The following is a 23,642-nucleotide window of genomic DNA, read 5'->3' as shown; positions in this document are numbered from 1 at the left end:
GGTGGAGCTACGAGGTGTCCTGGCGATCCTCGCCCCGGACCGCCGGGGAGAGCAAGCCGCTGCGCAGCCCGATCGACACCGCTTCGGCACGGGAGGACGCCCCGAGTTTGGCGAAGATGCGGGAGACGTGCACGCTGGCGGTCTTCTCGGCCATGAACAACTCCTCCCCCACCTGCCGGTTGGTGCGCCCGGCGGCGAGCAGGTCGAGGACCTGCAACTCCCGCGCGGTCAGCGGGCCGCGCCCGGGAGCGGCCGTGGCGCGCATCCGGCGGGCCAGGTCCTCCAGCGCCGCCGACAACGGGAGGGCGCGCATCGCCGACGCCGCCCGACGCGCCTCGTCGAGGGCGAGCAACCCCTCCTCGCGCAGACCGGCCGCGCTGCACGCCTCGGCCAGGCGACGCCGCGCCCGGGCCAGGTCGTAGGCGTCGCCGTAGGAGAACTCCTCGACCGCGAGGCGCCAGGCCCGCACCTGCTCCACCGGGTCGTTCCCGCGGAACCGGGCCACCTCGGCGTGCAACGTCGCGAGCCAGGCGCGACCTTCCGGGCCCATCGTCCCCGCGCGCGGTTGTCCCACCTCGACGAGGTGCAGCACGCGGTCGTGGATGCGTTGCACCAGCGCGTCGTCGGTGGAACGGGCGTCCGCGAGCGCCGCGACGGCCTGGGCTCCCAGGCGCAGACCGCGCAGGTGGGCGGGGTTCTCGATGCCCTCGAAGCTGAAGAGGGCCTCGGTCAGCAGCCGGGCGGCGCCGGCCGGGTCCCCGCGCCAGCTCAGCACCTCGGCCTGCACGACGGTGACGGAGAGGCCTTCCTCGGGGTCGTCGGACCAGGCGGGGTCGAGCAGGGCGGTGACCTCGTCGAAGGCTCCGCGCGCGGCGAGGACCTGCGCCTGGACGACGCCGACGGCCGCGGCGGCCAGGTGGGGGGCCTGCGGTCCGATCGCCCGGGCCTGGCGGAGCGCGCGGTCGAACTCCCCGGTGACGAAGCTCGTCGTGACCTGCAGCCAGAGCAGTTGCAGGCCGTAGGGCGCCCAGGACAGCCCGACCGAGGCGGCCCAGGCGCAGGAGTCGTCGAGGACCTCCGCCGCACCCGCGAGGTCTCCCCGGTCGTAGCGTTCGACGGCCAGGTTGTACCGGGCCCGCAGGGCGGTGCCGAGGTGGCCGGCCTCCTCGGCCGTGCGGGCGGCGCGGGCGAAGAGCGCGTCGGCGTCGGCGAGCGCGCCGTCGAGGTTGTCGAGACCGCCGAGGGTGATGAGGACGTCGGCCTCGGCCCCCGCGAGGTCGCCCGACGTGGCGACCAGGGCGAGCGCGCGTTCGGCTTCCCGCCGGCACTCGGCGAACCGGTCGAGGTTCAGGTAGCACCGGGCGATCACGGCGGTGGCCCAGCAGACCGCCTGCGCTGCAGCGGGATCGTCGCCGCCCCGGCGTTGCGCCTCGCGGGCCTGGGTGATGGCCCGCTCCTGCTGCCCGCACCCCCAGAGCGCGGTGGCGCACTGCCGGTGGACCTCGGCGGCCAACGCGGGCGCGGCGTCGTCGGGCAGGAGGTCGACCGCGGCGCGGGCGAGCAGGGCGGACCGTCCGGGATCCCCGGAGACCATCGCGAGGTCGGAGGCACGCGTGGTGAGTTCGAGGAGGGTCGTCCCGGACCGTCGGGCGGCGTCGGGTACGGCGTCGAAGAGCGGGAGGACCTCTTCGAGGTGTCGCCAGGCCTCGGCCGGGGCGCGCAGCCGTTCGGCCTCGTCGGCGGCGGCGACGCCCGCGACGAGCGCCCCGGCGAGGTCGTTGCTGCGGCGGGCGTGGTGGGCGAGTTCTGCGGCGGAGGCGAGGGAGTGTGTCGCGGCGGAGGCGAAGGGCTGCCCCGCAGCGGTGGAGCCGGTGATGGCGCGGGCGTAGGCGGCGTGCAGCCGGACCCGTTCACCGGGCAGCAGGTCCTCGTAGACGGCTTCCTGCAGCAGGGCGTGCCGGAAGGCGTAGCCGTCCTGGCCGTCGACGTCGAGCACCCGGAGGGCGACGGCCGTCCGGACCCGTGCGTCGAGGTCGTCGTCGGAGGTTCCCGTCGCGGCCCGCAGCAGGTCGTGCCGGACGCGGCGGCCGCCGACGGAGGCGGCCCGGACGAGGTCGGCCACCTCGGGTGGCAGCGTCTCGACCCGGGCGAGGACGACGTCGGCGAGGGCGGTCGGCAGGCGGCCGCCGCGCACGGGCGCGGCGAGCAGGAGTTCCGCCGCGTAGTAGGCGTTCCCCTCGGCGCGCTGGTGGATGCGGCTCGCCGTCGTGGGGTCGACGTCGCGCCCGACGAGGTCGCGCAGGAACTGACGCATCTCCGCACCCGTGAAGGGTTCGAGGGCGAGGCGCCGCACGGAGGCCAGCCGGCCGAGTTCGGCGAGGACGGGCCGCAGCGGGTGACGCCGGTGCAGGTCGTCGGTGCGGACGGTGGCGACGACGAGGAGTCGTTCCTCCCGCACCCGGCGCAGCAGGTAGGTCAGCAGGTCGCGGCTGGCGCTGTCGGCCCAGTGCAGGTCCTCGAGGACGAGCAGGACCGGCCGGTCCCGGGCGGCGGCGGCCAGGGTGGCGGTGACCGCGTCGAAGAGCTGCAGCGGGGACAGGTCGGAACCGGTCGGGCCCGGTCGGCCACCGAACCACCGGTCGGGGTCGTCACCGCGCAACGGTTCCAGGGCTTCGACGAAGGGCAGGTACGGCAGGGCCTCGCCACCGGCGGAGGCGCAGTGCCCGAGGAGGACGGTGTCCCCGTTCCCGCGCGCGCGGTGGGCGAGTTCGGCGACGAGCCGGGACTTGCCGACCCCGGCGTCGGCCTCGACCAGGACGGCCCCGGAGGCTCCCGCGCGGGCCGCACCGAGGGCTCCCTCGAGCACGTCGAGTTCCCGGGCGCGCCCGACGAGGCGGGTCGGGTCGGGCGGCAGCGCGGGCACGCCGGACATCGTGGCACCGAGGGGGGACGCGGGGCCGGTCAGCGCCGGAGCCGTCGCGTCCACCAGTGACGTCGCTGCGGCGGGCCGGCGGCGCGGCGGGCGGTGCGCAGCACCCGCACGAGGTGTTCGCGGGCGGCGAGGGCTTCGGCCTCCTTCCGGCGCTGGTCGAGTCCTCCGTGCAGTTCCCACTCCAGGGCGGTGAGGTTCATGCGGACGACGTTCCTGCTGAGGCCCGGGGGTGGTCGTCCGGCGTTCACGTCGCCTCGGCGCGCACTCCGCGCCTTAGTTACTTAGAGTTCATGAGGTGGAACGCAGTGTCCTGAGGCGTGGACCGGCCCGGTCGACTTCGACGCTCGAGCGTGCAGCGGCCCCGACGCCGAGCCACCATCGTGAGGTGGCCGTCTGGAAGTCCTTCATGGACCTCGTGCACCTCATCGGTGCGCTGGGGTGCCTCGCCCTGACCGGCGGGTTCGCCGCCGACGGCGAGGTCGCCCGGGCCGTCTTCTACGGCCTGCTGACCATGGCCTTCGCCATCGGCCTGGCCCAGCGCCGGACCGCGCACGACCGCGTCATCGACCTGCGCGAGAACGCCGCGACACCGGCCCTCCACCCGGTGGCCCGCCCGCGCTGACCCCCATCCGCGGTCGCTACGGTCTGGACATGAGCGCCACCACCACCAGCTCCGCCGCGGTCGACTCCGTCCACGTCGGGGACATGGACAACGTCGCCTACCTCGTGACCTGCCGCAGCACCGGCCGCCGCCTGCTGATCGACGCGGCCGCCGAGCCCGGGAGGCTGCTGGAGTTCGTCGGCGGCCCGCTCGACCTGATCGTCACCACCCACCGCCACCACGACCACGTCGGGGCCCTCGCCGCGCTCGTCGAGGCCACGGGCGCCACCACCGCCGCGGGTGAGGACGACGCCGACCACCTGCCCCTCCCCGTGCAGCAGCGCCTCACCCACGGCGACGTCGTCCGCGTCGGGGACGTGGCGCTCGAGGTCGTGCACCTGCGCGGCCACACCCCCGGGTCCGTGGCCCTCGTCCTGCGCGACGCCGACGGGCCCGACCAGGTCTTCACGGGCGACTCGCTGTTCCCCGGTGGCGTCGGCAACACCCGCGGCGACGCCGCCGACTTCACCCGGCTCCTCGACGACGTCAGCACGAGGTTGTTCGACGTCCTCGACGACGACACCGTCGTGCACCCCGGTCACGGGGCCCCCACGACGATCGGCACCGAACGCCCGCACCTGGCGCAGTGGCGCGAACGCGGCTGGTAGGTCATGGCGGGACGACCGGTTCCCGCATCGCCGCGGACGGGTAGACCGTCCCGACGCGCACCCCGCCGAGCCAGGACGTCAGACGCGCGGCCTCGGCCCGCAGCGCCTTCCGGGCGCGGGCGCCGACCTGCTCCAGCAGCCGCAGGTGCACCACGCCCGCCTCGTCCTGCACCCAGCAGCCCACGACGCGCCCGTCGACCCAGACGGTCGTGCCGGCGTTGCCGTTGCGGTCGAAGAGCTGCTCGCGGTGCGGGCCGAGGTAGAACTCCCGCGCCTTCCAGCCCATCACGGTCGGGTCCAGCACCGGCAGCAGCGACACCCAGGCGCCCGGGTCGGGCGTCTCCTCGACGTCGTCGGGCAGGAGGTACCCGAGCGACCCGCCGTCCAGCGAGACCTCGACGGCGTCGAGTTCACGCAACGCCGCACGCACGATCGTCTTGGTCGCGCCCAGCCACCAGACGACGTCGTCCTCGGTCCCCGGCCCGAACGTCCCCAGCCAGCGCCGGACGAGTTCCCGGTAGCCCTCCTGCGCCGAGGTGGGTGCGGGAACCTCCCCCAGCCAGTCCGGGGTCAGCGTCCACCGGGGCCGCGACGTCCGCCAGTGCCCGGTGTTGACGCCCCGCACCACGTGTCCCGTCAGCCCGAGGTGGGTGAGGATCCGCGAGGCCGACCACGACGACCCCGGTGAGACCGAGACCTTGACGTCGATCATCGGCACCGCGAGCCGGACCTGTTGCGCCGTCAAGCCTTCCGGCGCGTCGGCCAGGACGGCGAGGACCTCCCGGCGGGCGCGGTCCAGCCACTCCTGGCCCTCCTGCGCGAGGTCCGCCTTCACGACGTCCTTCGCGATCGTCGCGCGTTCGGTGGCCGCGACCCGCGCCGACGCGCTCGGCCAGACGTGGGGCAGCAGTTCCCTCGGGAACACGAACAGCGTGCGCCGCATCGCGAGCTGCTTCACCAGGGTGCGGTCGACGTGGAGCGCCCGTTCGACGTCGGCGACCCGCAGGTCCCGTCCCCGCGCCCAGCAGGAGAGGTGCACCGTCGCCGGTTCCGTGGAGTGCAGGACCGTCATCGCCCGCGTGACGGCCTCCGGGCTGTCCAGCCTCGCCGCCGGCGCCAGAGCGTGCCGCCACGCGATCCGGGCACGGCGTTCGGCGTCGGTCACGTGGCGCACAGCGCCATCCTCCTCCACCGCAGCGCGGGACCGCTGCTGCCAGGATCGGGTCGTGAACGACGTGGACGTAGTCCGGGACCTCGAGGTCGAACTGCTCTCCCCCGCCGCCCGACGCTCCCCGGAGCGGCTGGGGCAGCTGCTCGACGCGGACTTCCGCGAGATCGGCGCCTCCGGTCGGGTCTGGTCGCGCGCCGAGACGATCGAGCTGCTGGCGGGCGAGGACCGGACCGAGCCGACCCCGCACGCCGAGCTCACCGGGGAGGTCCTGGCCCCGGGCGTCGTGCTCCTCACCTACGTCTCCGACCCCACCGGCCGCCGGGCCCGCCGGTCCTCGCTGTGGCGCCGGACCCCGGACGGCTGGAAGTTGCGGTACCACCAGGGCACGCTCTGCTGATCATCGGTGGGAGTCTTGGGCCATGGGACTGGGTGGAGCGCCGGACGAGTGGGCCGACTACGAGTGGTTCAGGCTCGAGGACGTCCCCGCCCCCGAGGTCGTCCGCGTCGGCCCGGACCCGGCCAGCGACGCGCTGCGCCTGCTCGTGCGGGACTACCCCGTGTGGGCCCAGCAGGGTGCCCAGCGGGTCCTGCTCGTCGACCTGGACAACCTGCGGGCCTCCCCCAGCCGGTTGCGCGCCCGGCTCGCCGTCGTCGTCGAGCTCGCCCGTCAGGCCGACCACGTGGCGCTCGCCGGGCAGGTCGGGGCGGTGGCCCGCTCCAGGCCGTGGCTCGAGGAGTTCGCCGACCGGGCCAAGGCCGTCCCGCAGGGCGCCGACGTGGCCGACTACGCGCTGCTGGCCGCGGCCGCGAAGGTGGCGGACCCGGTCGAGTTCCTCGTGGTGAGCAACGACGGGATCTTCGCCGAACTCGCCGAGCGCGGTGACCTGACGATCCTCTCCCCCGGGATGGACGCGCTCAGCGCCGGGCTGCACGGGGCCGCGAGCATGCTCGTGGACCTCGCCGCCCTCGAGGCCGAGGCGGCGCGGAGCCGTTAGTCCAGCGCCGTCCCGCGGGTCTCGGGGAGCAGGAAGCTCGCCGACGCGGCGATCGCGAAGGCCAGCGCGAACACCACGAACACGACCGCGCTGCCCCCGGTGCCCAGGAGCACCGGGACGCTCAGCGGGGCCAGGATCGAGGCGATCCGGCCGAAACCCGCCGCCGACCCGGTGCCCCGGCCGCGCACGGCCGTCGGGTAGACCTCGGGCGTCACGGCGTACAGCGCACCCCACGCCCCCAGGTTGAAGAACGACAGGGCCATCCCGGCCGCGAGGATCGTCGTCGTGGAACCGGCTGCGGCGTAACCCAGGGCGGAGAGGGCCGAGCCGACGAGGAACAGCGCCAGGGTCCGCCGCCGCCCCCACGTCTCGACCAGCACGGCCGCGACCGCGTACCCCGGCAGCTGGGCGAGCGTGATGATCAGCGTGAACTGCAACGACCGGATCACGGTGAACCCGTCCTCGACGAGCAGGCTGGGGATCCAGGTGAACGCGCCGTAGTAGCTGAAGTTCACGAAGAACCAGACCAGCCACAGACCCAGCGTGCGGCGACGCAACGTCGGGTGCCAGATCCCCTGCCCGCCGACCGGTCGCGGATCGGGCACGAGGTCCCCGACGGGCCGGACCCCGGCGGCGGCCTCGAACTCCTCGACGACCGCGGTCGCCTCCGCGGTGCGACCCTTCGACAGCAGGAACCGCACGGACTCCGGCAAGCCGCGGCGCACGACGACGGCGTAGACGGCCGGCAGCGCCCCCAGCGCCAGTGCCCAACGCCACCCGTCCTCCGACGCCGGGACCAGGAGGTACCCGACCAGGGCGGCGAGGGTCCAGCCCAGGGCCCAGAACGCCTCCAGCGCCACGACGACCCGACCGCGGATCCGACGCGGCGCGAACTCGCTGACCAGGGTCGAGGCGACGGGCAGTTCCGCGCCCAGCCCGAGGCCGACGAGGAAGCGGAAGACCAGCAGGGCTCCCAGCGACCACGACAACGCCGCGGCGCCGGTGGCGATCCCGTACACGAGCAACGTCAACGCGAAGACCTGACGTCGCCCGATCCGGTCGGCGAGCAGGCCACCGAACGTGGCGCCGAGAGCCATCCCGGCGAACCCGATCGAGGCGATCCACGACAACTGCGACGCGTCCAGGTCCCACTGCGCCCTGAGCGCGACGAGCACGTACGCGACGAGGCCGACGTCGAAGGCGTCGAGCGCCCAGCCGACCCCGGAGCCGACGAGCAGGCGCCGGTGGCGGCGGGTGAAGGGCAACGCGTCGAGGCGTTGCGAGACGGTCGTGGGTGCGCTCACGTTCGCCAAGCCTAGGTGCTGGGCCCTCGACGGTCGCGACGCTCCCGGAGTCCACACGGTCGTCGCTGCCGTCGACGAAACTCGCGCGATCGGACACCAGGAACGCGATGAGCGCGGCGACCTCCTCGGGTTCGCCCCGCCGTTCCAGCTCCGTGGACGGCCGCTCCTCGTCGAGGAAACTGCTGATCACCTGTTCGACGCTCGTGCCGAGTTCCCTCGAGCGCTTCTCCACCACCGCGTCGGTCACGGGGGTCGCGGTGCAGGCGGTCGACGTCGGTGACGGCGACCTCCACACCCTCGGCGAGGAGGAGTTTCGCCGTGTGCCACCCGGTGCCGGAGTCGCCACCCGTGACGAGCGCCGTGCCCCCGGAGATCCGCAGGTCCACGCCGGTCACGCCGGTCACGCCGGACACGGCCGCGCGAGGCCGCCCGGTGGACTACCGGGGCGCCCGGCGCCACACGGCGCGCGGCGTGACCGTCATCGCGGCGGCCAGGGCGCGCAGGGTGCCGGGGACCCAGACGACGTCGCGCCCGGCCGCCAGACCGGCCACCACCGCGTCGGCCACCTGCGCGGGATCGCTGGCCAGCGGTGCGGGCGACATCCCCGTGGTCATCCGACCGACCACGAAACCCGGCCGGGCCAGCAGCAGCCGGACCCCGCTGCCGTGCAACGCGTCGGCGAGTCCGGAGGCGAAACCGTCGAGCCCGGCCTTCGCGGACCCGTAGACGTAGTTCGCCCGGCGCACCCGCGCCCCGGCGATCGAGGAGAACACCACGATCCGCCCGGACCGCAACGGCCGCAGCAGGTTCGCCAGGTGCGACAGGACGCTGACCTGGGCGACGAAGTCGGTGTGCACGACGGCCAGGGCGTGCGCGACGTCGGTCTCCGCCCGCGCCTGGTCGCCCAGGATCCCGAACGCGACGACGGCGTCGACCGCGCCGTGCCGGGCGACGACGTCGCTCAGCAGCGGTCCGTGCGAGCTGACGTCGTCGGCGTCGAACTCGACCGTCTCCACGCTCGCGCCCAGAGCGCTGAGCCGGGCCGATTCCCCCTGCAGCTCCCCAGAACGGCGGGCCGCCAGGACCACCGTCCGCGCGCCGACCCGCACGAGCCGTTCGGCCACCTCGAGTCCGATCTCGCTGCGGCCACCGAGGAGCAGGACGGGGTTCATCCCGCCATCCTGCCGTGTCCGCCTCAGCGGCGTGTTGGGCTACCTCCGTCGACGGATCGTGATCATGGAAACGGTGGAATGACGAGTCGCATGAGCCAGCATGCCGTGATCTCCAAGATCACGTGACTGTGCGCCTGCTCCTGCCCCACCAACGCCGAAGCGGTCTCTCCTCTCCGCCACGACTCCTCCCTCACCGACAGGGAGAGGGAGGTCCTGCGACCGCTCGTACCGCAACCAGATCCAGGGCGGGGTGGCCGTCCGGGCACCTACCCGACCCGGCTCGTGATCGACTCGATCCTCTCCGTCCTGCGCACCGGGTGCGCGCGGCGGGATGCTGCCCCACGACCTCGTCCCCGGGAACGTGGCCTACCGCTGGTTCGAGCACTGGACCGCCGCCGGGGTCTGGCACGACATCCACGAGACCTTTGCGCGACCGCCTGCGCATCACCGACGGCCGTGACCCCGCCCCACCGCCGCCGTCCTGGACGCGCAGTCGGTGAAACCAGCCGAAGGCCGCGAGGCCATCGACTACGACGCCAGCGGCAACCACCAGCCGGGCGTCGAGAACACCTGTCTCTCCGCCGTGCGCGGCAGCCTCGACGCTCCCGACGACGACTTCGTCCTGACCGGGGTGGGTGGCAGCAGCTGCGTCGGTGCCGAGCAGAACGTCCCGGCCACCTGGTCGGAGTTCCAGGGTTCCAGCTGCGGAGCCCACGACCAGGTGGAGATCTTGAACGCCGCCTTGAGCTACCCCTGCTGAGGTGAGCCGTCCATGGCTACTCACCAGCTTCGGGGCCGGCTCCGATTGCGCCCAGCGGGGCCGGCAAGGTGAAGCGTCACGGCTTTGATTCCGCTTCCTGATGAGTCAGGATGACGATCATGCCCAAGCAGTAGACCGTGCGTGCTGCGGGAGGCTGGCCACTTCCAGGCTCGGTAGGTCCTCGCGGCGACCTGGCAGCCCTGCTCGCTGAGCACAGCGCAACCGCGTCGTGGTGCAGGGCATCCAGGCCGAGGCCCTGGCCGCCATGCCGTCCTGCAGGCCCGCCGCGAACCCGGGGTCGACCCCGAGGCCGTCGACCGGGTCCCGCCTCGCCTGGACCAGCGCACCGTCTTCCTCGAACCGGCGACCTCACGTGCGGGTCAAGACCGCCGAGCAGATCCTCGAGTAGCTCGGCGACTACGGTCAACGAATCATCGACTCGCGACACCAGGTGTTCTCCGCGATCACCGCCGCGATGTCGGCGCCGCTGCGCGGCGGGGAGAACAGGAACCCCTGCGCGGTGCACACCCCCAGGTGGCTCAACGCTTCGGCCTGCTCAAGGGTTTCCACTCCCTCGGCGATCACCTCGCACCCCAACCGCAGACCCAGGTCGATCAGCGAGGACGCCAGCAGGTCGTCACGGCTGGAACGGCCTAGGGCGGTGACGAAACAGCGGTCGATCTTGACCACGTCGGGCTGGAAGCGCTGCAGGTAGGCGTGACTGGCGTAGCCGGTGCCGAAATCATCCAGCGCCAGTCGCACCCCCATCGCGCGGATCGTCGCCAGGGCGGTATCGACCTGCGCACCGGTCCCGGCCAGTGAGGTCTCGGTCAGCTCCAACGTCAACGCCGACGCGGGAAGACCGCTGACGATGAGTGCATCGGCCACGATGTCCACGACGTCCGGTTCGCTCAGTTGACGCCCGGAAAGGTTCACAGCCACGTGCAGTCCCTCGGCACCGGCAGTTGCGCAAGCGGCGGTGGCCGCGCCGCCCACGACCCCTGGGAACGCGTCACGCCACAACGCCACCTGTGTGCACGCCAGCGTCAGCACCTGCCGCCCCAGCGGCACGACCAGGCCGCTGGCTTCGGCCACCGGCAGGAAGGCGGCCGGAGCGAGCAGACCCCGCTGCGGGTGCTTCCACCGCACCAGGGCCTCCAGTCCTTCCCACCGCCCGGTGGGAAGGTTCACCACGGGTTGGTAGTGCACCACCAGTTGCTCCGCGTCGATGCCAGACCGCAACTGGTGGCTCTCGGTGAGCACTTGGCGAGCGTGCAGACCGGCGGCCGCGTCGAGGCGGCGCAGTTCCAGCAGCTCCGCAACGCTCGTGGCCAGTGCGTTCAAGGTCCGCACCCCGACCTCTTCGAAGTTCCGCGTCTGCCGGTCCAGGACGCACAACGCGCCCAGCGGCAGCCCGTCGCGACCGATGATCGGGGCGCCGGCGTAGGCGCGGACATGTTCGGGACCGGTGACCAGGGCGTTGTCGGCGAACCGCGCATCGGCGCAGAGGTCAGTCACCACGAGCGGTTCCTCACCGGTCACCGTCCATGCGCAGAAGGACACCTCCCGAGGCGCTTGGCGCGTCGCACGCTTGGTGATCACTTCCAGGCCGCTGGCCGAGGCGAACCACTGCCGGTCCTCGTCCACCAGAGTGATCAAAGCCGTGGGTGCCCGCAGTGCCCCGGCCGCGGCCATGGTCAGCGCGTCGAGCGCGGCGTCGGGGGCGGCGTCGAGCACGTGGTAGCTGCGCAGGGAGGCCAGGCGTTCGTCCTCACGGGGGTGCAGGGGCGCTGTGGGCATGGTCGGACTCCAGTTCACCCCGCTGATCGTGTGTCTGTGGGGATAGGTGCTTGCCGGTTGACGGGGTGCGTTGAACTGCGGTTCGGGTCTGCACGGGTCGGTGTGGTTCGTGTGGTCCAGATGATCTGGATTGGTCCTGCCCGAGAGCACCCGACTCCTGGCGTGACCGGCGCGTGACGGGATCCGAGGGCCCTGAATCGGGTGTCCTTCCTGGCGATCACACCGCGATCAGGCATTCACCACCACCGGATCGGGGCGGGTCGCCTCCACGTGCAGGGTTGCGCTCCCGGCAACCAGCACCAGGACCTTCAGGTACAGAACACCTCCAACCGGCGGCATCCCCGACGCCGCGCTCTGGGCGGTGTTCGCCGTCACCGGGGTGGGGGTGGTGGCGCACAACCCCAGCCCCGACCAGGGCGTCGGGCACGTCTCCAGGGTGACCGACAGACCCAGGGATGAGTTCAGGCGGTAGGTGATGCTTCCCGGCAACCGGCTACCAGTGTTGGCGACGGTGTAGTAGCGCGCCCCCACAACTGATGCCGAGATGGTGACCGCTGGTCCGGGGACGTAGGGCGGTGTGCTCGACCGGGTGACCACGACCCCCCAGCTCGCCGACCTCAGGTCCGCGGTGGACGTCGCCGCGCTCGAGGACGCGGCGTGCGCAACGGGAGCCGACCACGTCACGCACGCCGTGATCGCCGCCCCCAGGCGCACACCTAGGCTCCATCCGCGACCAGGCTTCGACATCGCGATCCTCCCCCTCCCGCCCCGCCGGCGCTGCGCGTGACAGACCACCTGGACGGGCCACTCAGTGGGTTGTCCGACAGGTCACTGGGCAGGTCGCGCAACGAATCATTCACCATGGGAGCAGCCACGCTGCCACCTCAGCGCTGGAGTCCGCTCAGGTGTTCGTGGTGGTGGCGGTCCGCTGCGCCAGGGTGAACTTCCACGTCAGGTTCGCGGCCAAGCCCTGGATGGTGGTTCCTGCCGCAGGCAGGGCCCCGTTGGTCGACACCTCCGCGTTGGTGAGGTCAGGAAGGGTCACCGACACACGGAAGTAACGGTCGGTGGAGGAGGTGAACGCCGGCGCTGCGAGGGTCACGGGTGTCGATCCCCCGCTGGAGATCACCGTGGCGGCGGGGGTGAGGGTGAGTGCGGCGGTGCTCGTGCCGCTACACGTTCCCCCGGGCATCGTCCATGCCACCGAGCACTCGCTCACCGCGACGGTCAGGCCCTTGGTGGTGCTGGTGGTCAGCAGAGTGGGGGTGCTGTCCGCTAGTCCCAGGGTGAGGTTCTGCCCGGTCAGTGTGCCGGTGTTGCGCACCTGGACGTAGCGGTTGACGACGTCGCCGGGGGCGATGTTGGCGAGGGGAGAGCCGAACCCCACGCTGCCGGTGGTGTTGTTCAGCGTGAGCAGGAGAGTTCCGCTGCCGACGTTCTGCGCGCTGGCGTTGAACGCTTCGGCGGTCAGGGCGGCGTAGACCCCGCCGGAGGTGATGGCCACCCCCGCCGCGATCGTCGCGGCAATGCCAGCGACCTGCAGGGAAGTACGCCGGGCCCCGTGACGCGTTCGTCGACTCCTGGAGTGGGTGTGGCGCTGGGCGCGGTCGGCGACCGGGGCGGGTCCGGTGTTGTTCTCAGCTGCGGGCATGGTGAACCTCCTGGTGGTCCTGGTCTGGCGCGGTGGGTTCCGGATCGGGCGAGGAAGCGGCGGGACTGCTCCCGTTGGAGGTTTCTGCGGCGGGGACTTCTTCGCTGCAGGACGGGCAGCGCGGGGCCGAGGCGTCGCCACCGCTGTCACGGTGATCTGCGCCGTCACCCGCGGCCGTGTTTTCAGCGCAGTCCAGGCAGTCGCAACGGCGACCCCGCCACTGCAGAGCCACGGTGATCACCGTCGCGACCACACCCAACCCGGCGATGATCAGGACCTGCAGGCCGATGCCCCACGTGCTCGGACCGTGCTCCAGCCATCCCGGAACACCCGGGACGACGGCGACCACGACGGGAATCTGCGCCCCAGGAAGCAGGTTCGTCCAGACGTCAGGGCTGGCGTTGGCGTCACCCTTGGTCCGCACGCTCACCGCATCGGCGATCGTCTTCACGTCTGCGACGCGGTGCGCGATCGGGGCGGGCATGTCCGGGGTTTGGACGATGACGACCTGGCCGCGGTGGATCTGCTGGGGTGTGATGTCGAGGGTGAGGATCTGATCACCCGCGGCGAAGGCGGGACGCATGCTGTTGCTGAGCACCGTGTGCGTGCTCAAGCCGAGACCGAAGTGGGCCAGTAGCAGACCGGCGGCGATGAACAGTCCGAGGCTGGAGAGCAGGATGCCCAGGAAGCGGCGGTTGGTCATGCCTGCGTCCCGCGCAGTGTCGCTACACCCATTCCCACGTCGGGTGCCGCGTCCGTCGGGAAGGACGCGTGAGCACCGACGCCGAGTTCACGCTGGTGTCGACTGCCGCGGCCTCCGAAGGCCGTGATCACGAAACGAGACATGTGCGCCCCTCCTGGTCGCCAATTACTAGTACTTCATCGACCAATAGCTAGGTATCTGAAGGCTCACTTCGCAGGTCTTCTGCGAGCTCGTTCCGCAGTCGGTGAGCCGAAAGACTCCCTCGACGACCCGCTCCCGACCTGCGTACGTGACCACGAACCGGCACCGTCACCGTCGCCTCTTGCCAGCCTCAACAAGGAGACGGGCCCGTGCACCGCAGCAGGAAGCTGCGTGCACCGCGTAGCGGTTCGGCAGCCACCGTCAAGACTGGAGCCGTCGGGACTGAAGCTGTGGGGACGAAGCCTCACGTCGCGGGTCGTGGTCGCGATCACGAGCAGGCCCTGGCTGCCTCTGGCCCTGGAAAGCGCACCCTCTGCGACGCCCTGAGCGTCGTCTCAACCATCCGTGCACATCGCCCACAGCGAGCCGGTGACCACCCGTGACCCACCGCTGGATCCGGCCCAACCCACCCCTCCGCCCCATCGTCGTGCCGGCGATTGTGCCTCGACCACCTCGAGGTGCCATCGTGGCTGGGACCCACTGAGACGATCAGTGCAGCTGGTGTCGACGAACGGCACTCCCCCGACCAGCGATGGAGGCGTCACCACGTGCACGGCACGGACGAGGTACTCGACGACGCGTGGTGGCCCCGTGTCCTGGATTCCATCGCCGCCGGGGACCACCGCATGTACATCCAAGCCCGTGACGGCGGCCGGGTCGTGGTCCTGGCGGAGTCGGAGCTGCAGCAGCTGGAAGCCGAGCTGCACCGCCTACGAGGACAGCTGAGCCCCGAGCGCGCCACCCCGGCCATCAACCGCCTCACCGCTCGCGAGGCCGAGACGTTGCAGCTGGTTGCTGAAGGTCTGAGCGGCACACAGATCGCCGAGAGGCTCCAGCGCTCCTCCCACACCGTGGCTCAGCACCTAGCGACGGTGCGCCGCAAGTACGGCGTGCGCAGCAGCGTCGCCGCAGTCGAGGCTGCCCGACGCGCAGGCCACCTGCCCCCCGGCGAAGAAGACCACCTGCAGCAGAGGACGCAGTAGAACCGGAGTGCAGGTGAGGTAGGAGTGCAGGTGAGGTGAGAGTGCATCGCTCGCTCGCAACCTGTTCGTCCCGGCACCGTAGCCCCGCCGCATCGACACCCAGTCCGCGTCGACGCCCCGCCCGAGCCGATGTCTCAAGAGCTGCCCCTGGGACCACGTCAGCTCCCTTCATGCTGATCGCCCCCGCTGATCGCCCCCGCTGGCCAGCTGCCGCTCGTCGCGTCGGCGCGGGGTGCGTTCCTGCTTCACCCGCAGTACCCAGTGACCTGAGGAAACAGGTGAGCTGGCTGGGCCTGCCCCCCGGAAGGGGGATAGTCAGGCGGGGAAGACGCCATCCGTGTTCTGCGGAGGACACCCCGCTCACGTCCGCGCACCACGCCGGCACGTCTTCCTCGCCCCGCGAAGCACCAATCCCCGGGGCCGCATAATCACGACTACCCGTCACATAGAGAGTTCTTATGCCACCATCGGATGAGGTAGGCGCAAAGCCTCAGCCACGACAGGGGTAGCGGTGAACGCAACGGGTCCAGGAGAGAACCCAGAGCAGCACCAGGACGAACGCGGTCGGAAGCGGATGGAACGGGCCCGGCATCTGGTGAAACTGCTGCAAGACATGTGGGGTGAGGAGATGCCCGCCACGCCAGATCCGCCGTTCACGATCCTCCTTGACGCTGTAGCCCTCGACGACGAAGCCGGGCGCGGGCGCCGGCTCGTCGTGCAAGGCGACGGGTTGAGCTACGAACTCCTCGCGCAAGTGGTGAATCTGCTCCCGGCCACCACGAGGAAACAACTGCCCCGGCCGTTGCAGCAGCACTTGGAGCTGTACCTGCCGCCCACGGCATCGTTGCCGTCCGTGCCCCCGGCGCTGCCCCAGCTGTCTCTGCTGACTCCTGCCGTCGGGACGTGGGAACTGGATTCACGCACCGGACACATCTCCTGGGACGCGCGTTGTGCTGACCTCCTCGACGTCCGCGACTCCGGCGCACCACTGGCCCGCCAACTGAGTGAGGTCATTCACTCGGATGACCGCGAGCACGTTGAACAGGCGCTGGCTACGGCACTCGCGACCGGCGGGGACTACGACGCTCACTTCCGCACCCGCCTCAGCGACGGGACCTGGGCGTGGCGACACGGTAGTGGACGCGTGGTGCAACCACCCGACGGCGAAGCCCGCATTCTGGGTCTGATGGCCCCCGTGCAATGAACGCATGCGGTAACACCTCGAACGAGGCTCGCGCAGCCGTACCCGGGTACTGCGGATGTGGGTAGGTGACGAGGTAGCGCCCCTGTCGTACCGAGCTGTTCACGCACCCCCCACCATGCGCAACCGCCAGCGCACCTGCGCGCCCGGGGCCTTCTCGACTGCTGCGCGGACCCTTGAATCCGTCGGGACCTCGACCCGCTTCTCCGGACACCATGATCGACCTGTCCAGAAGACCGGGACAAGCTCTGAACGGCGCCTGCGTCGTTGACGCATCAGCCGGTCGAGTAGTCAGGCGGTCAGGTGGAACGTGCTCACGAACCGCCCCAGGAGTATCCGGGGCCCGCTCAGCACCTCGACCACCCCACTGGCGATGGTCTGCTCCGCCGCCAGCTCCCCGGAGATGAGCCGGCGGATGTCCGGGCCCGCAGCGAAGGACAGATCAGCTGACCTGTCAAGGCCCGGGTTTGACACAACCTTCGAGCATGGATCGTCGAACGGGCTGGTGGAGTCGACGAACACGAAGGTCCGGGGGTTGACGCGGGTGGCGTTCGGGTTCCCTTCCGCGGCGGGGTTGGCGATGCTGTCGATGGGTGGGTTCTACCCGCCGCTGCCAGACCGGAAGGGGCGGTGAGGCTTCACACATCAGTCAGAGCAGCCACTTCTTCATGGCCCCGGACACACGCCACACCTGATGGACGGCTGTAGTGGCCTGCTGCCCACCGACGGGTCACCACACGGCGCAGACTAGCCCGCGAGCGCCGGCGAAACCCCAGACGCTTGAGTCCTGGTCACTCATGATGTCCAACCACCGACTTCTCCATCTCCGCGATCCCCCGTCCCGTCCCCACGTCTCGGACATCCGGTCTGCGCGAGCTTTGTGTGCTCGCTCGAGCAGGGGAGTACCGGGTCGCGCGACTCGTCAGCGATCGCGGCGGATCTGCGAGGTGATCGTGGCGTCGGTGATCACGCAATCGTGGGCGAGCAGCACTGCCTTGGACAAGATCAGGTCGAGAGTGCGGTCTCCCTCGAAGGGCAGGAACACCCGGTGCTGCGTGGCGTCTGCACGGCGCGTACGGGCAGATGCTGATGTTCGTGGACGACACCGTCGTGAGGATCACGGCTGACGACCACGCGGGGGCCGACCGGATGGTCCTGCGGGTACTGCAAGCTGTGGAGTCCTGAGAACGGGAAACGGCACGGCCGGCCGGTGCACGACGACCTCGTCCGCCGGAAGTTCACCGCCACCCGGCCCAACGAGTCGTGGCTGACCGGCGACACTGGACGGGCGAGGGCAAGGTCTGCCTCTGCGCCATCGAGGACGTCTTCTCCCGACGCATCGTGGGGTACGCCATCGACTCGCGGATGCAGTCTCGTCCGACTGTCCGCGCTTCGGCCAACACCGTTGCCAGACGTCAGGTCGAGGGCGCCGAGGTCGCTGGTCGTCGAGTTCGCAGCGACCGGGGCTCCCCATTCCGATCGAGGAAGTTTCTCCATGCCTCGAGCCGACACGGACTGGTCGGGTCGATGGGTCGCGTCGGTACGGCCGGGGACGAGGCGGCAATGGAGAGTTTCCTCGAGTTGCTGAAGGACAACGTCCTGGACCGCTGGCAACAGGCCACCCGCGGCGAACTGCGGATCGCTATCGTGGACCTGGATCGAGCGGACCTACCACGGGCGCCGGCGGCAGAGCGGGCCGGGTTCGGTCGACCCCGATCGAGTGCGAGACCATCATGATCTCCTCGGTCGCCCTGACCGCGTGACGTAGCGGGAGCCCGACAGCAGGTGCCGGGTTCGTCAGCGCCCGGGCCAGGGCCCGTTCCTCGAGGGTCCTCGCGCTCAGATCCATCCCGCCTTCCGGGCCAGGGCGACGGCCTCGTGGCGGTTGGCGGCGCCGAGCTTGCCGGAGGCGGAGGACAGGTGGTTGCGGACCGTCCCGGGCGAGAGCGACACCTTCACCGCGATCTCCTCGACCCCGGCGCCGTCGGCGGCGAGTTCCAGCACGTCGGACTCCCGGGCGGTGAGCGGGCTGGCCCCGGCGGCGATCGCGTCGGCCGCCAGCGACGGGTCGACGTAGCGGCCCCCGGACGACACGGTGCGGATCGCATCGGCGAGAACGGATCCCGAGGACGTCTTGGGCAGGAAACCCCGCACGCCCGCCTCCAGGGCCCGTTTCAGGTGACCGGGACGACCGTGGCTGGTCAGGAGCAGGGTCGTGATGCCGGGAACCTCGACGTGCAGCCGCTCGGCGAGGGCGATGCCGTCCGACGGCGCCCCCGCACGGACGTCCCCCGCCGGCATCTGCAGGTCGAGGACTGCCACGTCGGGGTTCGTCCTGGACGCCACGGCCAGCGCCTCCGCGCAGGACGCGGCCTGGCCGACGACCTCGAGGTCGTCCTGCAGGTCGAGCAGACCGGCGACGGCACTGCGGACGAGGTTCTCGTCGTCGGCGAGCAGGACTCTGATCACGCGGGGACCTCCAGTCGGGCGTCGAGGACGAACGTGCCGTCGCCCCGTCGGACGTCGAGGCGACCGCCGAGGGGGTGCAACCGTTCGGCCAGACCCGCCAGGCCGGAACCGTTCCCGGTGGCGGCCGAGCTCACCCCGTCGTTCTCGAGCAGCACCCCCAGCTCGTCGGCGGAGCGGGAGACGGTGATGCGGCACCACGTCGCGGCGCTGTGCCGCACGACGTTGGTGACCCCCTCGCGGATGACCCAGGCCGCGGCAGACCGGACCTCGACGGGCAGGTCGCTCTCGGTGTGCTCCACGGTGCACTCGACGCCGGCGGAGCGCAGCAGCGCCACCGACCCCTCGAGTTCCGTCGCGAGGTCGACCGCGCGGTACCCGCGGACGACGTCGCGGATCTGCTGCAACGAGTTCTGCGCGATCGTCCGGACCTCCTCGGCACGGTCGACGGCCTCGGGGCGGCCCCGTCGGGCCAGTTCCGCGACGAGGTCGCTCGTCACGGCGATGGCGGAGAGGTCGCGCCCCACGACGTCGTGCAGGTCGCGGGCGAACCGCAGCCGCTCCTCGGCCAGCGCCAGCCGGACCCCGACGCGTTCGGCGTCGGCCAGGCGGCGCACGACGTCCAGGAGCCACATCGAGAGCTGCAGGACGGACGCCAGGATCCAGCCGTAGACCACGAACATCGCGGCGACCGCCGGGGGCGCGGTGAGCGGTGCGGTGGCCGCCCCCACGACGACGACCACGACGGGGGCGTAGCGGCGGAACCGGAACCGGCCCAGCGGGGTCACCGAGAGGACCGCGGCGGCGGTCGCGACACCTGCCGCGGCGGTGGTCCCACGCAGGGCGAGGAGCCCGACCACGTAGGCGAGGGCCGACGCCGTGACCCACGCGACGACCAGCGGAAGCCCCCAGGCTCGGCGGTGCACGACCCGGCTGACCGCGAGCGCCACGGCGAACGCCTGCACGAGCGAGGCGGCGGCCGCCACCCACGCCCCGGAGGCGTCGGCCCCGACTCCCAGGCCGAGCACGAGCAACGGAGCGCAGAACACCGCCGGGACCAGCGACCAGTGGGTGTACAGCTCGACGCGCCGCGGGTCGTCCGCGGCGCGCCAGCGTCCCAGCAGGTTCACGGGCCGACTCTCCCAGACCCTCAGACCCGCGGCGACCAGCGGAACCGCCGCTGCACGACGACGACGGTCAGGACGATCCAGGCCAGCGCCACCCCCGCGGCCTGCAGGAGGTCGATCCCCGCGGGGTCACCGGTCCAGCCCGCGTTGACGAGGTCCAGCACCGGGCTCATCGGCGTGAACTGCGCGACCCGGTTGATGCTCCCGGGCAGGGCGTCCAGCGGCATCGCCAGACCGGCCCCCAGCACCGCGATCCCGATGACGGGCAGGCTGGTCATCTGCACGGACTCCAGAGTCGGTGAGAACACCGCCGTCACCAGCGCGAGCCCGGTGAACACGGCCGACCCGACGATGATCCCGGCCAGGGTGAGGACGGGGTTCTGCGGGACCGGCAGCCCGAGCACGACGGCCCCCGCCACGGCGAGGACCAGCGACTGCACCAGGGTGATCGCCACCGACGGCGCGGCGAGCGCGACGAGGATCTCGCCGTCGGCCGCCTCCCCGGTCCGCAACCGCTGCAGGACTCCTTCCTCGCGGCGGGCGACGGAAGCCGAGAGGACGTTGTAGTAGACGACGAACAACAACAGCATCCCGACCAGGCTGGCGATCGCGAGCGCCGTGGCGTTCCCCCCGTCCCCGACACCGTCGAGGGTGCTGAAGAGGCCGACGACGCTGATCGGCATGATCAGGGTGATGGACATCAGGGTCCGGTTGCGGCGCAGCAGCAGCAGTTCGGCGCGGGTGAGGGACCAGGTGCGGCGGGCGCTGGCGGCGACGCGGTTCGTGGTCTGGACCGCGGGTGCGGGTGCGGTCTCGAGGGTGGTCATCAGGCGGCCTCTTCCGTGACGTGGGTGCCGGCGAGTTCGAGGAAGGCGGTCTCGAGCGAGGCCGGGGTGGCCTTCAGCTCGGACAGGGCGAGGGCGTGGTCGTCGGCCCAGGCGAGGACCCGGGACAAGCTGCGCTGCAGGTGGTTCGTCCGCACGACCACGTAGCGTCCGTGGTGCTGGACGGTGTCGCCCGGACTGAGGTCCGCGAGCTCGGGACGCCCCGCGTCGGCGTTCCAGCGGATCTCCGAGCGGTGCCCGGCGACGACGTCGGCGACGGTCCCCTCGGCGGCGACCAGTCCCCGGTGCATGATCGCGAGGCGGTCGGAGAGTTCCTCGGCCTCCTCCAGGTGGTGGGTCGTGAGCATCACGGCCGTGCCCCCGGCGACGAGGTCGCGGACCAGTTCCCAGACCGAACGACGCGACTGCGCGTCCAGCCCCGTCGTGGGTTCGTCGAGGACGAGGACCTCCGGCCGGCCGAGCAGCGCGACCCCGAGGTCGAGACGGCGACGCTCCCCCCCGGACAACGACTTCACCGGGGCGTCCAGCTTGTGCTGCAGGCCCACGACCTCGACGACCTCCGCGGTGGGCCGCCGCCGGGTGAGGGTGCCGCTCCACATCTGCAGCGACTCCGCGACGGTCAGGTCCCCGGGCAGGCTGCCGGACTGCAGGACCACACCCGTGCGCGGCCGGACCTGGCGGCGCTCGCGGACGGGGTCGTGCCCCAGCACGCTGACGCTGCCCCCCGACGGTCGCACCAGCCCGGTGACGACGTCGACGGTGGAGGTCTTGCCCGCCCCGTTGGTGCCGAGGAGGCCGAAGACCTCACCGCGTTCGACGGAGAAGCTGATGCCGCGGACGGCTCTCGTGCCGCTGGCGTAGGTCCGTTCGAGGTCCCTGACGACGACTGCGCTCATGTCTCCAGGGTGGCGCCGGACCGGGCGTCGTCCCCGTGTCCGCCGTCACGAGTTCCGCCGCCTTCCGCACCCCTCACCCATGACGAACCTCACGGTCGTCGGCGCGGAACCGGGACCCCGAGGAACCTCTCGAGGGTCTCCTCAGCCCGTTGACGAGGCTGCTGGGCGAACCGCTGCTGCTAGGCCGAGAGCAGCACGTCCTTGGTCACCTCCATCTGCCCGAGGTGCTGGAACAGCTCTTCGACGACGTGCAGGAGGACGGCGTGGTCATCGCCGCCGCCCGCGAGGCGGGCGCGAGCGGGGTGGGACTGGCCGGCGCCCTCCTGCAGCCGCTGCAGGTCCGCCTCGACCCGGACCAGCGCCTGCGCCACCTCTGCGCGGCACTCCGCCGCGGTGGTCGTGCGGGCGAACTCGGCGTCTCGGTCACGGCTCGTCGGTCGCCCGAGGGCAACGTGCCCCAGCCAGAACTCGCAGACAGCACAGCAGTGCAGGACGAGCGCTCCCACGGCGTTCGTACCCCTCGGGGTGGGCCGCTCGTTCAGGAGCCGTGCATCCAGGAGTTCCACCAGCGCCAGCATCTGCCCGAAGGCGTACCTCAGGGAAGCGAGGCCCGTCGTGGTCGCTCGGTCCATGTCGGAAACCTAGCCGACCCGCTCGGCGCGACGGTTGGTAGCGCCGGCTGCGAAGTGTGCGATGCGCCTGCGGAACGGATCCACCGCGGCCGGGAGGTCTCCAGCGGCACCGGTCACGAACGAGCGCCTGCGGGACGGTCCTCGGGATCTCGTCCCCCGAGCAGGAACAACCGTCCCGCGACCCTCGATCCGCAGGAGGACGTTCCTGCGCGGCGCACCGCTCTCAGCGCCGGAACTCGTCGAGAGGACGACCGGCAGACCGTGTGGATCCGCGCCCTGCGCACCGCCGCTCGCCTCGATCGCCGCCGCCTGCTCAGCGGAGCAGCTGGAGCTGTCGGGCAGGCAGCAGGGTTCCCGTCGACCACGGCTGAGGCGGGCGATGGCGAACGCCGCCCGCCCCGGGTCCACTCCTCCACCGTCGGGTGACGTCACCCACGCGGCCGCGCCGTCCCGCCGGATCTCGAGTGCTGAGCACGTGCGGCGCGCGAGGACGGGATTTCCCGTGCACCACCACGAGTGGTGGTGCGCGACTCGCTGCCCGCAGGGGCGTGACCTGAGTTTCACCGTCAGCGGTGCTCCCCGGCCCGGGTGCGGTGCAAGACGACGTCCAGTGGCGTCGCCGCTACTCCGAGAACCTCCTGGGTGAGAGCGGAGTCCAGGACGTGAGGATTCTCGTTGCTGTACAACATCTCCAGCAGCTCACCGAACACCGGCTGCGTCCGGGCCAACACGACGAGGTCCTCGCGGTGCAGGCGGCGCAGCCGGGGGGCGGCGACTCCGGCCAACTCGGTCAGCTGTTCGCTCAGCACCCGTACCGACACCGACGACGTGGCGGGTACGTGCCACGCCCGACCCCACGCACCGTCCGTCCGGCTTGCTGCGACGAGCGTGGCGGCGATGTCTTCGGTGTAGTTCCAGCTGTGCGGGGCGTCGAGGTCGCCGGGCCAGGAGGCTTCCTGCCCCGCCAGCACGGCGGGGGCGACGAAGTAGGCGTAGGGACCGACCGGCCCCGGGCCGAGGAACCCTGCGGAGCGCACCTCGGTGACCCGCACGCGACCGGCCTCGTGCGCCGCCAGCGCGTCCAGCCACATCTGCGCCCGGACCCGGCCCTTGATCGTGGTGGCCGCCATCGGCAGGTCCTCGGTCATGGGCCCCTCCACGGGTCCGTAGCCGTAGGTGTTGCCGAGCATCACGTAGTCGGCGCCGGTGCGCTCCACCGCGCTCAGCAGGGCCGCGGCCATCGGCGGCAGGTCGTCGGCCCACCGCGGCAGGGGGGGAACGGCGCAGTTGACCAGGACCCGGGCGCCGTCGGTGAGTTCGGTGAGGCGGTCGGCGTCGGTGATGTCGGCGGCGACGAGCTCGACGAGGGGGTGGTCGACGCCGCGCCCGCTGCGGGTGATCTGACGGACGTGCTCACCGGATTCGGCGAACTGACGTGCGGTGGGCAGGCCGGCTGCGCCGGCCCCGGTGACGACGACGAAGGACATGACGTCAGCGTGCGCCGGCGCTCAGCCGTACGGTAGTGGCCAGAAAG

The 23,642-nt window shown here is 71.7% G+C and carries 24 protein-coding genes and 4 pseudogenes; 10 read left to right on the top strand and 18 right to left on the bottom strand.

Annotated elements, in window-relative coordinates; all coding sequences use genetic code 11:
- Positions 1-7: 7 nt before the first annotated feature.
- Entirely contained in the window at positions 8-2,923 is a 2,916-nt protein-coding gene (locus ACFQ46_RS17530; RefSeq protein WP_380260645.1) for an AAA family ATPase, read from the bottom strand.
- A 38-nt stretch (positions 2,924-2,961) separates the two neighbouring features.
- Positions 2,962-3,132 carry a hypothetical protein gene (locus ACFQ46_RS17525; protein WP_328293003.1) on the bottom strand — a complete coding sequence of 57 codons (171 nt, stop codon included), beginning with the start codon at positions 3,130-3,132 and terminating at the stop codon, positions 2,962-2,964.
- A gap of 185 nt (positions 3,133-3,317) precedes the next feature.
- On the opposite strand from ACFQ46_RS17525, the gene ACFQ46_RS17520 reads away from it, so the two are divergent.
- On the top strand, positions 3,318-3,554 hold the full coding sequence (locus ACFQ46_RS17520; RefSeq protein ID WP_380260644.1) for a hypothetical protein: 237 nt from the start codon (positions 3,318-3,320) through the stop codon (positions 3,552-3,554).
- A 29-nt stretch (positions 3,555-3,583) separates the two neighbouring features.
- The gene (locus ACFQ46_RS17515; RefSeq protein WP_380260643.1) at positions 3,584-4,201 is read left to right on the top strand and encodes an MBL fold metallo-hydrolase; all 618 of its coding nucleotides are present in this window, start codon (positions 3,584-3,586) and stop codon (positions 4,199-4,201) included.
- A 1-nt stretch (position 4,202) separates the two neighbouring features.
- On the opposite strand, the gene ACFQ46_RS17510 is transcribed toward ACFQ46_RS17515, so the two are convergent.
- Entirely contained in the window at positions 4,203-5,375 is a 1,173-nt protein-coding gene (locus tag ACFQ46_RS17510) for a winged helix DNA-binding domain-containing protein (protein WP_380260642.1), read from the bottom strand.
- A 52-nt stretch (positions 5,376-5,427) separates the two neighbouring features.
- Between ACFQ46_RS17510 and ACFQ46_RS17505 the strand changes: the two genes are divergently transcribed.
- On the top strand, positions 5,428-5,769 hold the full coding sequence (locus ACFQ46_RS17505) for a DUF4440 domain-containing protein (protein WP_380260641.1): 342 nt from the start codon (positions 5,428-5,430) through the stop codon (positions 5,767-5,769).
- 22 nt (positions 5,770-5,791) lie between these two features.
- Positions 5,792-6,367: a hypothetical protein gene (locus ACFQ46_RS17500; protein WP_328293008.1), complete on the top strand. Its 576-nt coding sequence runs from the start codon at positions 5,792-5,794 to the stop codon at positions 6,365-6,367.
- On the opposite strand, the gene ACFQ46_RS17495 is transcribed toward ACFQ46_RS17500, so the two are convergent.
- The 3 genes and pseudogenes from ACFQ46_RS17495 to ACFQ46_RS17485 all read right to left on the bottom strand — a co-directional run bounded on the left by ACFQ46_RS17495 (position 6,364) and on the right by ACFQ46_RS17485 (position 8,843).
- Positions 6,364-7,671, bottom strand: a complete 1,308-nt coding sequence (locus ACFQ46_RS17495; protein ID WP_380260640.1) for an MFS transporter — start codon at positions 7,669-7,671, stop codon at positions 6,364-6,366. The genes ACFQ46_RS17500 and ACFQ46_RS17495 overlap by 4 nt on opposite strands.
- Positions 7,672-7,702: 31 nt before the next feature.
- Positions 7,703-7,942: pseudogene (locus tag ACFQ46_RS17490) on the bottom strand (SDR family oxidoreductase); the annotation flags it as partial.
- 166 nt (positions 7,943-8,108) lie between these two features.
- Positions 8,109-8,843, bottom strand: a complete 735-nt coding sequence (locus tag ACFQ46_RS17485; RefSeq protein WP_380260639.1) for an SDR family NAD(P)-dependent oxidoreductase — start codon at positions 8,841-8,843, stop codon at positions 8,109-8,111.
- A gap of 126 nt (positions 8,844-8,969) precedes the next feature.
- On the opposite strand from ACFQ46_RS17485, the pseudogene ACFQ46_RS17480 reads away from it, so the two are divergent.
- Both ACFQ46_RS17480 and ACFQ46_RS17475 read left to right on the top strand, forming a co-directional pair.
- Positions 8,970-9,167: pseudogene (locus tag ACFQ46_RS17480) on the top strand (transposase); the annotation flags it as partial.
- Positions 9,168-9,339: 172 nt separating this feature from the next.
- Positions 9,340-9,603, top strand: a complete 264-nt coding sequence (locus ACFQ46_RS17475; RefSeq protein ID WP_380260638.1) for a hypothetical protein — start codon at positions 9,340-9,342, stop codon at positions 9,601-9,603.
- Positions 9,604-10,026: 423 nt separating this feature from the next.
- On the opposite strand, the gene ACFQ46_RS17470 is transcribed toward ACFQ46_RS17475, so the two are convergent.
- The 4 genes from ACFQ46_RS17470 to ACFQ46_RS17455 form a co-directional block, all read right to left on the bottom strand.
- On the bottom strand, positions 10,027-11,421 hold the full coding sequence (locus ACFQ46_RS17470) for an EAL domain-containing protein (protein ID WP_380260637.1): 1,395 nt from the start codon (positions 11,419-11,421) through the stop codon (positions 10,027-10,029).
- A 210-nt stretch (positions 11,422-11,631) separates the two neighbouring features.
- Positions 11,632-11,934: a hypothetical protein gene (locus ACFQ46_RS17465; RefSeq protein WP_380260636.1), complete on the bottom strand. Its 303-nt coding sequence runs from the start codon at positions 11,932-11,934 to the stop codon at positions 11,632-11,634.
- A 370-nt stretch (positions 11,935-12,304) separates the two neighbouring features.
- The gene (locus ACFQ46_RS17460; protein WP_380260635.1) at positions 12,305-13,054 is read right to left on the bottom strand and encodes a TasA family protein; all 750 of its coding nucleotides are present in this window, start codon (positions 13,052-13,054) and stop codon (positions 12,305-12,307) included.
- Positions 13,041-13,757, bottom strand: coding sequence for a signal peptidase I (locus ACFQ46_RS17455; protein WP_380260634.1), 717 nt, complete (start codon positions 13,755-13,757; stop codon positions 13,041-13,043). Before ACFQ46_RS17455 ends, ACFQ46_RS17460 begins: the two co-directional genes overlap by 14 nt.
- A gap of 749 nt (positions 13,758-14,506) precedes the next feature.
- Between ACFQ46_RS17455 and ACFQ46_RS17450 the strand changes: the two genes are divergently transcribed.
- Complete coding sequence (locus ACFQ46_RS17450; RefSeq protein ID WP_380260633.1) at positions 14,507-14,941, top strand: response regulator transcription factor; 435 nt, start codon at positions 14,507-14,509, stop codon at positions 14,939-14,941.
- A 574-nt stretch (positions 14,942-15,515) separates the two neighbouring features.
- On the top strand, positions 15,516-16,145 hold the full coding sequence (locus ACFQ46_RS17445; RefSeq protein ID WP_380260632.1) for a PAS domain-containing protein: 630 nt from the start codon (positions 15,516-15,518) through the stop codon (positions 16,143-16,145).
- Between the two features lie 288 nt (positions 16,146-16,433).
- Here ACFQ46_RS17445 and ACFQ46_RS17440 read toward each other — a convergent pair whose 3' ends face one another.
- Positions 16,434-16,664 carry a hypothetical protein gene (locus ACFQ46_RS17440; protein WP_380260988.1) on the bottom strand — a complete coding sequence of 77 codons (231 nt, stop codon included), beginning with the start codon at positions 16,662-16,664 and terminating at the stop codon, positions 16,434-16,436.
- Here ACFQ46_RS17440 and ACFQ46_RS17435 point away from each other — a divergent pair.
- Positions 16,618-16,776 (top strand): annotated as a pseudogene (locus ACFQ46_RS17435) (transposase); the annotation flags it as partial. The gene ACFQ46_RS17440 and the pseudogene ACFQ46_RS17435 overlap by 47 nt on opposite strands.
- A gap of 288 nt (positions 16,777-17,064) precedes the next feature.
- On the opposite strand, the gene ACFQ46_RS17430 reads toward ACFQ46_RS17435, so the two are convergent.
- Entirely contained in the window at positions 17,065-17,187 is a 123-nt protein-coding gene (locus ACFQ46_RS17430; protein ID WP_380260631.1) for a hypothetical protein, read from the bottom strand.
- 156 nt (positions 17,188-17,343) lie between these two features.
- Between ACFQ46_RS17430 and ACFQ46_RS17425 the strand changes: the two are divergent.
- Positions 17,344-17,905 (top strand): annotated as a pseudogene (locus ACFQ46_RS17425) (DDE-type integrase/transposase/recombinase); the annotation flags it as partial.
- Between the two features lie 76 nt (positions 17,906-17,981).
- On the opposite strand, the gene ACFQ46_RS17420 reads toward ACFQ46_RS17425, so the two are convergent.
- The 6 genes from ACFQ46_RS17420 to ACFQ46_RS17395 form a co-directional block, all read right to left on the bottom strand.
- On the bottom strand, positions 17,982-18,611 hold the full coding sequence (locus ACFQ46_RS17420; RefSeq protein WP_380260630.1) for a response regulator: 630 nt from the start codon (positions 18,609-18,611) through the stop codon (positions 17,982-17,984).
- The gene (locus ACFQ46_RS17415; RefSeq protein WP_380260629.1) at positions 18,608-19,738 is read right to left on the bottom strand and encodes a sensor histidine kinase; all 1,131 of its coding nucleotides are present in this window, start codon (positions 19,736-19,738) and stop codon (positions 18,608-18,610) included. The genes ACFQ46_RS17420 and ACFQ46_RS17415 overlap by 4 nt, the downstream gene beginning before the upstream one ends.
- 20 nt (positions 19,739-19,758) lie before the next feature.
- A complete protein-coding gene (locus ACFQ46_RS17410; protein WP_380260628.1) occupies positions 19,759-20,562 on the bottom strand; it encodes an ABC transporter permease in 804 nt (267 codons plus the stop codon).
- Entirely contained in the window at positions 20,562-21,476 is a 915-nt protein-coding gene (locus tag ACFQ46_RS17405) for an ABC transporter ATP-binding protein (RefSeq protein ID WP_380260627.1), read from the bottom strand. Before ACFQ46_RS17405 ends, ACFQ46_RS17410 begins: the two co-directional genes overlap by 1 nt.
- A gap of 179 nt (positions 21,477-21,655) precedes the next feature.
- Positions 21,656-22,108, bottom strand: a complete 453-nt coding sequence (locus tag ACFQ46_RS17400; RefSeq protein ID WP_380260626.1) for a DinB family protein — start codon at positions 22,106-22,108, stop codon at positions 21,656-21,658.
- A 566-nt stretch (positions 22,109-22,674) separates the two neighbouring features.
- On the bottom strand, positions 22,675-23,595 hold the full coding sequence (locus tag ACFQ46_RS17395; RefSeq protein WP_380260625.1) for an NAD-dependent epimerase/dehydratase family protein: 921 nt from the start codon (positions 23,593-23,595) through the stop codon (positions 22,675-22,677).
- Positions 23,596-23,642 lie beyond the last annotated feature (47 nt).

Origin of the sequence: Kineococcus sp. GCM10028916, from assembly GCF_042674865.1 — a bacterium.
Lineage (GTDB): Bacteria > Actinomycetota > Actinomycetes > Actinomycetales > Kineococcaceae > Kineococcus.
Note: the sequence above shows the minus strand (reverse complement) of the source record. Positions and strands in the feature narration are given on the sequence as shown.

Bases quoted from the DNA above. Each gene is read 5' to 3' on its own strand.
- ACFQ46_RS17525 (WP_328293003.1), bottom strand. From the start codon at position 3,132: ATGAACCTCACCGCCCTGGAGTGGGAACTGCACGGAGGACTCGACCAG.
- ACFQ46_RS17515 (WP_380260643.1), top strand. From the start codon at position 3,584: ATGAGCGCCACCACCACCAGCTCCGCCGCGGTCGACTCCGTCCACGTC.
- ACFQ46_RS17500 (WP_328293008.1), top strand. From the start codon at position 5,792: ATGGGACTGGGTGGAGCGCCGGACGAGTGGGCCGACTACGAGTGGTTC.
- ACFQ46_RS17485 (WP_380260639.1), bottom strand. From the start codon at position 8,843: ATGAACCCCGTCCTGCTCCTCGGTGGCCGCAGCGAGATCGGACTCGAG.
- ACFQ46_RS17460 (WP_380260635.1), bottom strand. From the start codon at position 13,054: ATGCCCGCAGCTGAGAACAACACCGGACCCGCCCCGGTCGCCGACCGC.
- ACFQ46_RS17455 (WP_380260634.1), bottom strand. From the start codon at position 13,757: ATGACCAACCGCCGCTTCCTGGGCATCCTGCTCTCCAGCCTCGGACTG.
- ACFQ46_RS17445 (WP_380260632.1), top strand. From the start codon at position 15,516: ATGGAACGGGCCCGGCATCTGGTGAAACTGCTGCAAGACATGTGGGGT.
- ACFQ46_RS17410 (WP_380260628.1), bottom strand. From the start codon at position 20,562: ATGACCACCCTCGAGACCGCACCCGCACCCGCGGTCCAGACCACGAAC.
- ACFQ46_RS17405 (WP_380260627.1), bottom strand. From the start codon at position 21,476: ATGAGCGCAGTCGTCGTCAGGGACCTCGAACGGACCTACGCCAGCGGC.
- ACFQ46_RS17400 (WP_380260626.1), bottom strand. From the start codon at position 22,108: ATGGACCGAGCGACCACGACGGGCCTCGCTTCCCTGAGGTACGCCTTC.
- ACFQ46_RS17395 (WP_380260625.1), bottom strand. From the start codon at position 23,595: ATGTCCTTCGTCGTCGTCACCGGGGCCGGCGCAGCCGGCCTGCCCACC.